Raw genomic sequence first — 9,698 nt, 5'->3', positions numbered from 1 at the left:
GGCAGGTTACCCACGTGTTACTCACCCGTCCGCCGCTAATCCGTCCCCGAAGAGACTTCATCGCTCGACTTGCATGTGTTAAGCACGCCGCCAGCGTTCGTCCTGAGCCAGGATCAAACTCTCAATATAAAGTGAAACTTAATTTAGATGAAGTTTACCTTCAGCTAAATGTTAGTCGAACTTATACCCTCAAGGGGCACAATGTCCATATTGGAAAAAGTTTAATCTTAGCTTACTCAAATAAAGAATTGCTGGTTTACTTAAATGTATTTATGTTATTCTGTTCAATTTTCAAAGAGCAATTTTTTTCTTAAGCCTTTTTTATTACAAGGCTTTACAAGTTTCTATCGTTTCTGATAGCTTACTCAGTATATCACTGCCTCAGTATCTTGTCAACAATCCTTTTTTTAAACTTTTGAATTCTACATATTGAATGTAGTGATACTCCAATCTAGAATTATTATATCTGATCTTCTAAAATTACTAATTAGCCTCATCCCCTGTATGAGAATATCCACGTTATTTATTTTAATATCATACAAATCCCCCTCTTCCTTTTGTATATTGATTTTAACCACTACAAAAATGTAGTGGTTAAAATTAAACTGTAGTTTTTATCCTCTATTCATGTAAATCAGTCTTTTATTAATATGTTTAATAATTTCACATCAGTTAATGCTTCTATTCCATACTGGATATCAGCCTCTAATGCAAAAATATCACCTTCTCTTATTACTGATTCATCATTTTCATTGTAAACAACTTTAGCTTCTCCCTCTATTACAATAAAAAAAGATTCCATTTGATAATATTCCTTATCAATACTTTCGCCTTTTGCATATGAAAAGAATCTTACTTCATGCTTTTCATTATCTACTAAAGCCTTACTTGCTATAGTATTTCCCGAATGACTTATCATATCTTTCATCTTTATTGGTTCGAATGGCTTGATATTTCTTAAATACTTCATACTTTTAATCCTCTTTTACTACTATTAATAACATTTTCATGTCTTCTTTAGCTGTTACTTGATGCTGAATATTTGCTGGCATAACTACCACTTGCCCTTTGTGAGCTTCCATTACTTCATCACCTATTTTTACGGTAGCCACTCCTTCATGAATAACAATCATAGCATCACCTTTGGCTGCATGAGGCCCTACGCCTTCACCTTTTCCAAATGCTAATGCAGTAAGGCCTACACCTTTTTTTTGGGCCATCGTAACAGTTTCGATTTGACCTTCTTTGCAGCTCACTAAGCTGTCAAAATCTATTGCCTTTGATTTTTCAATGTTTTTAATTAATTCTTGCATATTACATTCTCCTTTACATTTATACGATAGCTAGCATCCGTAACACTTTCTCTTCTTCAAATAGAGATAACGGCTCGCTTCTTGATATTCTGTCCTCTGATAGTATAAGTTCAACTAAATTCAGCTGGCGTTAAAACTCCACCTGAAAAGTTTCACTTTATAGATAAGCTGTAAAAGTTTCTATTAACTCTTCATTATTTTTGTTTATATTACTATCAAAATATAAATCCAATATAGGAATAGTTATTTCCTCTTTATATTTTTCTCTTAATATTTTTAGTATAGTGGCTGTATTCTCATACATTGAACTTACTACAATAATCCCATCAACATTTTCTGCTGTAAGCAATTTAGCAAACCTATATCTTCCACTTCCTCCTGAATAATTTGGAAGCTTATCTTTTAGTATTTCATTAAGACTGTCGATATCTTTATTAAATGGCGATTTTTCTCCTAAAACTAGATTAACTTTATTAATAATTTTCCTAGCTTCATCTACTAATTTTAAATATTGTTTATTAGTTTTATTTCTCTTATTGCTAAAATCTTTATATAACATATATAATTCTTCTGCTAATGGCTGCTTTACAACGTCATAATTATTTATTAGTCTTTTTATAAGATTATTATTTAAATAATCTTTATGCACTACTAAAGCTTCTCCCACTATAAGTAGTTTCTTTTTATTTTCTTCTAGTATCTCATCATTTAGATTTCCTAATTTCTCATCAAAATATGAGTCTGTCATATTATTATTTTTTATTACTTTGATTAAATCATCTAGAGATGATTCTTTTTTATTTTCATGTAATCTATTAATTAAATCTCCTATTACCAATGCTTTAAAGAATTCAAGACCAAAATCTTTATCCCCTAAATAATCTTCCATAAATGGAGCGTGGAGATTTAATTTTCTGCCATATTCTAAGGCTTTACATTGTATAAGCTTCCCATACTGACCAAAGGTTTCACTTCCTTCATCTGTTGGAAGATATAATGTATATTCCTTATCTTCATTTTTAATTTTATTTATGACTTCAGATATTAAACCAGTTAATGAGAAATATTCTTTTCCTTTTGAGAATTGTTTTCCAATTTCAATTGTACTTCCATTTACAGGTTCTAAAATTATAACTTTTATATTTTTTCTTTCCAGAAAAGCTTTTAGTATATTGCTATATGGATACATATATGGAATTATCACTTCATCTTCTGTTTCATCTTTAAAGTTTTCAAGTTTTTTAGATACATCAACATCTTTGCTTCCTTTTTCTAATGACTTATTGCTTTCACAATTTTTAATGGAATTTATAAATGCTTCTACTCTTGTAATTACTCCAACTTTTGAAGAATGTTCATCTACTTCTATATGCAGATAAGGCTTGCTTCCCATTTCCTTCTTGAAATAATGAGTAAGTATTGTATCTGGTCCGCATCCATGATTAGTAATATATATTGGATATAAATTTTTATGCTTTCTTATAATTTTTGCGCCTGTTATTATATGTTGTCCAAAAGGCCAATACATATTTGAATATTCTTCTCCCAAGTCCATTTCCGAGGCTTCAAGATGAGTTAAATGAAGCACTTTATATCCACGCTTTTTTAGTTCATTTTCTATCCCCAGGTTTAATGCAGGATCAATAATGTTATACACTCTGCTTATCATTACAAATACTTTTTCATCTTTGCCTATATTTTTTAATACTTCAGTTCCTAAAGCTTCAAGATTCCTTTCATAATCCATAAACTTTTTCATACCGGACATTACTGCAGCAGCTGTTTCTATTTTATTTTTCCCAAGTTCTTTTCCTAAGCTTAATAAGGTTTTAATCATATATTGTTTTCCAAAATTAAAAGATAATACTGGTGATATTAATTTAATGTTTTTTTCTTCTAAATTAAATACGCTTTCAATTATCTTTGGTGAAGTCTGCATATATACACATGCATAATCTTCTCTTACGCCTGAACCAGAATGCTTCATAGTATACAAATGAGGAAGAAATATATAATCAACCTTTTTCTCTAAAAGCCATGCTACATGTCCATTTATCAATTTAACAGGGAAACATGTTTCTTCAAAAGAGTATTCCTGGCTAAGTCCAATTATCTCTTCATTAGTTGCATCTGAAAGCAAAACATTATATCCTAACCTTTTAAATATCTCATTAAACATCGGGAACATTTTATTGAGAAATAGTACTCTTGGTATTCCTATTGTTTTTTTATCAGCATCTTTATCAGTTATATATCCATCTAAGAAGAATTTTTCACTCATTTTTGAATAATCTATACTGCTATTTTGTTTTTCATCTTTCTCGTTATTCTTAATGTTTTCCTTTGTTAAAACCGCTGTTCCTAAAGCACCTGTAACGCTAAAGAATTCTGGAATAATAATTTCTTTTTTAAGTAAAGATCTAAAAGCATTTACAACTGCTTGATTATGAGCAATCCCGCCTTGAAGGAATATTTTATTTCCAATAGGTCTATTTCCGACAACTCTGTTTAAATAATTTTTTACTATAGAATAAGCTAGACCAGCTGAAATATTTTCAATACTTTCGCCTTCTCCTATTGCTTTGCCTATATTACCTTCAATAAAAACAGTACATCTATCGCCTAAATTGCAAGGACTATCCCCTTTTAAAGCCACATTTCCAAATTCATAAATACTTATTCCAAGCTTCTTAATCTGCTCTTCTATAAATGCTCCTGTTCCTGCTGCGCATATTTTATTCATTTCAAAGTCTTTTACTAATTTATTTTCTATACATATGTATTTTGAGTCCTGACCACCAATTTCAAATATAGTATCAACATCACTACATACATTTATAGCTCCTTCCGCTTGAGCTGTAATTTCATTAACAATTAAATCTGCATTAATTAATTTTCCAATATACTCTCTACCAGAACCAGTTGTACCTATTCCTTTGAATTTAAAGTCTTGTCCTAATCTTTTCTTTAACTTATAAAAATATTCTGTTACAACTTCTTTTGGTTTTCCATTAGTTTTTGTATAAATATAGTCAATAACCTTATTATCTTCATCAATAACAACAAAGTTTATACTTGTTGATCCAATATCAACGCCCAAGTAACCTTCTTTTAAATTATTATTTATACAAGTATGCTTATTTAAGCTATCATTTACTCCAAATTTATCTAACTTTTCAAATAAACTATTTTTAGACTTTTCTACAATTGATTTTTCAGTAGCATTAAGTTGATTAATGTCTATAGTTAGTCCTTTTTCTTCAGCTACTTTACAGGCACCAAAACATGTGAGTAACTCAAAATTTTCTTCAATTATAATATCCTCTTCTTCTAGCTTTAATACATCTTTTAGAGCCTTAACTACTCCTTTGTTATGTATTACCCCTCCAGAAAGCATAACTGGTTTATTAAGCTTATTTTTCTGAAGAACATTTGCTTTATAATTTCTAACAAGCGCATGGCACAATCCTTGTAATATATTTTCTACTTTCACCCCATCCTGCATATGATGTATCATATCAGTCTTTGAAAAAACGCTGCATCTTCCAGCTATTCTTGGGATTTCTGTAGCCTTTTCTGTGTAATTTGATATATCTTTAATATCTATAGACAATCTTGAAGCTTGCTCTTCTAAAAAAGAACCAGTACCAGCTGCACAGCTTGTATTCATGAAAAATTTCACACTTCTATTTTCTATATCTGTAATATATTTTGTTTCTTGCGCACCTAGTTCAATAATAGATTTAGCACTTTTATTCTCAAATAAAGTTCCTTCAATAAGAGAAATACTATTATTAATCTGATATTTTTTATCTAAATTAATTCTCGATGATAGGCTTCCTGTTATTCCAATAATTATATTTGATTCTTTATTAATTATTTTAACTTTTTCGATCAACTCTCCATAATGTTTAATTATATTTCCTTTATGGAAAATATAATTACTTTCAATTAAATTATCGTTACTATCTAAGTAAACATACTTAAGCGTTGAATAACCGATATCTATTCCTAACTTATTCATAACACCCTCCTTTGAAATTTATTCTCATTTGCTTCTTATAAATATTATATTACATTTTTATTATAGACTCCGTATCATATGATACGCTTAAGAAGAAATTTATGGGGAGTCTGATGTTAGAGTTATATAGCCTAAAATACCCTATAGAGTTGACTTTTTTATCGTCTATTCTATAGGATACAATCTCATTATCTTATGATCCATCCTTTATTAAAAACAAAATTTGCACTATATCTTTCAATCTGAAGTATTGCTCAATCTTTTCATCATTTTAATAAAGATTATAGGAATGTGCGATTTTATATATCATATTTTTAGTTAAGACTAAAAAGAAACTATACTAATTAATCAATAATCAACTGCAATAATGGATTATGCCTACCTTCCATTTCTATAATCACAATCGCAATTACGAGCTGGAGGAATACTCTGTATGAAGTTAAAAATATTTTCCGGATCATATTTAGCTTTAATTCTCCTAAGCCTAGCAAAATTATCGCCATAATATTCATGGCCGTAATCTTTTATACATAAATCTGGTACATTTACATATGATCCAGTTATATACGGCTGCAACCTTGCACGTGTCTTCTCAACAAGCATAATATTCTCTCGTGCTTCACCTTTTTCAATCCATGAGGCATCCCATTCCAAATAATATTTCGTATTTCTCCAGAAAAAGGCTGTATCCTTTGGATTTACACTATTCATAGCGCCTCCAGAGTTAAGGAAAAAGAAATTAGATTCGCTTCCTTTTGCCTCTTCTAAGAAGCTTCTTATCGCTTTAATTCCTTCTTCAGGCAGAGTTTGCTCAACCCATGCAGATGACCATGTACTCTTCTGTTCATCGAAGAAAGGTTCATTTGGAGCCCAGAAATCTATTGCCTCACTTAGTGTGACCCCGTCAATAATTACCTTTAAAGGACATCCTACCTCTATCAAAGGTCTTATCAATCTCTTAAGTTCTGCTTTAGTACCAAGGAATAATCCCTGCGAGCGGAGAAGTCCATTTGTTTTTGAATATATCTCCAATATTGTACCGAGCCTTACATCTACAAATGGAGACCATCTTTGCCATGCATCAATAACTTCATCTAATTGCTCCCATGGCCAAATTATTTGAAATATCCCAACTTCAGCAGGAGCGCGACGTATTCTAAATGTGTATGAGGTTATAATACCGAAGTTACCTCCTCCACCTCCACGAATAGCCCATAGCAAGTCTGGATTCTCGTTTTCACTAACGTGCATAACCTCACCATTTGCATTAACTATAGTGGCAGCTAGAATATTGTCTGAAATTACTCCTGCTGTTCGTTGTATAGCTGTAATTCCTCCACCAGTACTTATTCCGCCTATACCAACAGTGGAACTATCTCCAAAAGGAGCAAGGAAACCTTCCTTTGCTAGCATCCTCACAAGAGAGCCAACTCGTATTCCTGCCTCAACGGTGGCAATTAAATTGGCTTTATCCACCTTTACTCTTTTCATTAGACCAGTATCTATAACAATTCCACCATTTGTTTGTGAAAAATCTTTTGCTAGAGCATGTCTGCCGCTTCGCATCCTAATTGGTACATCATTCTCACGAGCCCACTTGACTGCATTTTCCACATCTTCCTTATTCTTTGCAAAAACAAATACACTAGGAAACGCGTTGGTGAACGGATTCCAGTTCATGCGAGCTTCCCTGTATTCAGGATCATTTGGGCGAATTACCTTTCCGGTTAATTTTGTTTTACATTTCATATAGTCACCCTCTTTTGTAAATTATCTTTATATAAAAACAATGTGATTTTTTACACAAAGCTTGTTATATTTTATAATATGAACTTTTATAGAATTAGTACCATCTTTTGACTTGGAATCTAACATAACACTATAAAAATAATACGAGTTTTTGCTTAGAGACTGTGAATCCAAAAGGCAAGTCCGCTCATATTTTCCCTCGTACTTTTTCACAAAAAAGAGTATACAGTTTTCATTAATATGTAATTCAACAAATGATATTATTACACATATACCTAGGAAATTGTTACAACCTTTTCTGGCTGTTTATCAATTACTGTTTCACCATAAGTATGTTTAATAGTAAGTGGATAAGTTACGGTCGCACTTTGCTCCACATTAGATTTATCTTTATTTTGTTCCGCTTCTCCTGTTGAACATCCTGTTATTAATAAAGTACAAGCAAGAATAATCGTAGTTATTCCCTTTAGTTTCATAATCGCCCTCCTAATTTTTATGTTGCTCTTACTATATTAAATTTTAATTTGGAATTATAACACCAGATTAATCGAAAATGATTATAATTAATATATATATGCTATTATATTGTTATCAGTAAAATTTGTTAACTTTACATAAAAAATCTACTTTGCATGATTTAAATGATACTCAACGAACAAAAAAACTCACAAAATCTTAAATTTAGATTTCATGAGTTTTTTATGCTTTTTAATATATTAAGATAATATTCATACAATAGTACCTAAAAGGATACTTATAGCTTCTACATAGCCTGCAATTTCATTAACTCCAGAATTAATCATATATTCCTTGTTTAAATATAAAAGTTTCGTTCATAGTAGTTTTATGTATTAACACACAGTAATTGCGAATTATTATACTAAGTCATATATTGTAAAAGACAGTGCTATTTTAACAAATATTCATCAATAGCTTTTGCCGCTTTTTTACCAGCACCCATAGCAAGTATTACTGTTGCGGCCCCTGTAACTGCATCTCCGCCAGCATAAACAGCTTCTTTAGTAGTAAGACCTGTTTCTTCTTGAGCTACTATACATCTTCTCTTATTAATTTCTAAACCTGCAGTTGTTGATGAAATTAATGGATTTGGCGATGTTCCAAGAGACATTATTACAGTATCTACATCCATAACAAATTCTGATCCAGGAACTTCAACTGGACTTCTTCTACCAGATGCATCTGGCTCTCCAAGTTCCATTTTAACGCATTTCATGCCTTTAACCCATCCATTTTCATCAACTAGAATTTCTGTTGGATTAGTTAATACATCGAAGATTACTCCTTCTTCCTTAGCATGATGTACTTCTTCTACTCTTGCTGGAAGTTCAGATTCTCCTCTTCTATATACAATATGGCTTTCTGCGCCAAGTCTTAAGGCAGTTCTTGCTGCATCCATAGCAACATTTCCTCCACCAACTACTGCAACTTTCTTTCCGGCTCTTACTGGTGTATCATATCCTTCTACAGCAGCTTTCATTAAGTTTACTCTTGTTAAAAATTCATTAGCAGAGCATACTCCATTAGCATTTTCTCCTGATATTCCCATGAACTTAGGAAGACCTGCTCCTGAACCAATAAATACAGCTTTAAAGCCTTCTTCTTCAAATAATTCATCTATTGTTATAGTTCTACCAATTATAACGTTAGTTTCAATTTTAACACCAAGCTTTTTAATATTTTCAACTTCATTTTTAACTACTTTTTCTTTTGGAAGTCTGAATTCAGGAATACCATATTCTAATACTCCTCCTGCTTTATGAAGTGCTTCAAATATAGTTACGTCATATCCCTTTTTAGCTAAATCTCCAGCACAAGTTAACCCTGCTGGTCCACTTCCTATAACTGCAACTTTAATACCATTTTTAGGTTCTGTTGCACTTAAATCAACATTATGTGATGCTGCCCAATCTGCTGTAAATCTTTCAAGCTTACCAATCGAAACAGAATCACCTTTTATTCCTACAACACATCTTCCCTCACATTGTTTTTCTTGTGGACAAACTCTTCCACATACTGCTGGAAGTGAACTATATTTAGAAATTTCTTTTGCTGCCTCTTCAAATTTTCCTTCTTTAACATATCCGATAAATCCTGGAATATTGATTGAAACTGGACAGCCTTCTACACATCTTGGATTTTTACAATTTAAGCATCTTGAAGCTTCTTTTGTTGCTTCTTCTTCATTATATCCAAGACAAACTTCTTCGAAGTTTGTTGCTCTAACCTTAGGGTCTTGTTCTCTTACAGGTATTCTAACCATTCTTTCTTTCATATCCATTACTTATCACCTCCGCAACCGCAGCCACCATGATTGTGCGTATTACCTTCTTCAACTTTTAATTGTGCTTTTCCTTCTTCAGTCTTATACATAGTTTGTCTTCTCATTGACTCATCATAATTTACTAAATGTCCATCAAATTCTGGTCCATCAACACAAGCAAACTTAACTTCGCCTCCAACTGTCACTCTACATGCGCCACACATGCCTGTACCATCAACCATTATTGGATTTAAGCTTACTGTTGTTGGAATATTTAATTCCTTAGTTAACATAGAAGTAAATTTCATCATTATCATTGGTCCAATGATAA

The 9,698-nt window shown here is 31.7% G+C and carries 7 protein-coding genes and 1 rRNA gene; all 8 read right to left on the bottom strand.

Annotated features, from left to right (window positions below):
- Nucleotides 1-129: ribosomal RNA gene (locus CLCHR_RS22945) — 16S ribosomal RNA — on the bottom strand; the annotation flags it as partial.
- Nucleotides 130-634: 505 nt separating this feature from the next.
- On the bottom strand, nucleotides 635-970 hold the full coding sequence (locus tag CLCHR_RS22940; protein ID WP_079442224.1) for a cyclic nucleotide-binding domain-containing protein: 336 nt from the start codon (nucleotides 968-970) through the stop codon (nucleotides 635-637).
- 4 nt (nucleotides 971-974) lie between these two features.
- Nucleotides 975-1,313: a cupin domain-containing protein gene (locus CLCHR_RS22935; protein ID WP_079442223.1), complete on the bottom strand. Its 339-nt coding sequence runs from the start codon at nucleotides 1,311-1,313 to the stop codon at nucleotides 975-977.
- 157 nt (nucleotides 1,314-1,470) lie between these two features.
- Nucleotides 1,471-5,337: an acyl-CoA dehydratase activase gene (locus CLCHR_RS22930; RefSeq protein WP_079442222.1), complete on the bottom strand. Its 3,867-nt coding sequence runs from the start codon at nucleotides 5,335-5,337 to the stop codon at nucleotides 1,471-1,473.
- A 378-nt stretch (nucleotides 5,338-5,715) separates the two neighbouring features.
- Entirely contained in the window at nucleotides 5,716-7,017 is a 1,302-nt protein-coding gene (locus CLCHR_RS22925; RefSeq protein ID WP_242966186.1) for an FAD-binding oxidoreductase, read from the bottom strand.
- A 344-nt stretch (nucleotides 7,018-7,361) separates the two neighbouring features.
- On the bottom strand, nucleotides 7,362-7,562 hold the full coding sequence (locus CLCHR_RS22920; RefSeq protein WP_242966185.1) for a hypothetical protein: 201 nt from the start codon (nucleotides 7,560-7,562) through the stop codon (nucleotides 7,362-7,364).
- Between the two features lie 431 nt (nucleotides 7,563-7,993).
- A complete protein-coding gene (gltA, locus tag CLCHR_RS22915; RefSeq protein ID WP_079442220.1) occupies nucleotides 7,994-9,385 on the bottom strand; it encodes an NADPH-dependent glutamate synthase in 1,392 nt (463 codons plus the stop codon).
- Nucleotides 9,385-9,698, bottom strand: a 314-nt coding sequence (locus CLCHR_RS22910) for an iron-sulfur cluster-binding protein (RefSeq protein ID WP_479723265.1), incomplete at its 5' end; no start/stop codon positions are given. The genes gltA and CLCHR_RS22910, both read right to left, overlap by 1 nt.

The sequence above is a fragment of the Clostridium chromiireducens genome (assembly GCF_002029255.1).
GTDB lineage: Bacteria > Bacillota > Clostridia > Clostridiales > Clostridiaceae > Clostridium > Clostridium chromiireducens.
The sequence above is the reverse complement of the archived record's forward strand: the minus strand, read 5'-3'. Positions and strand labels throughout refer to the sequence as shown.

Coding starts and splice junctions, on each gene's coding strand:
- CLCHR_RS22940 (WP_079442224.1), bottom strand. CDS start 970: ATGAAGTATTTAAGAAATATCAAGCCATTCGAACCAATAAAGATGAAA.
- CLCHR_RS22935 (WP_079442223.1), bottom strand. CDS start 1,313: ATGCAAGAATTAATTAAAAACATTGAAAAATCAAAGGCAATAGATTTT.
- CLCHR_RS22930 (WP_079442222.1), bottom strand. CDS start 5,337: ATGAATAAGTTAGGAATAGATATCGGTTATTCAACGCTTAAGTATGTT.
- CLCHR_RS22925 (WP_242966186.1), bottom strand. CDS start 7,017: ATGAACTGGAATCCGTTCACCAACGCGTTTCCTAGTGTATTTGTTTTT.
- CLCHR_RS22920 (WP_242966185.1), bottom strand. CDS start 7,562: ATGAAACTAAAGGGAATAACTACGATTATTCTTGCTTGTACTTTATTA.
- gltA (WP_079442220.1), bottom strand. CDS start 9,385: ATGGATATGAAAGAAAGAATGGTTAGAATACCTGTAAGAGAACAAGAC.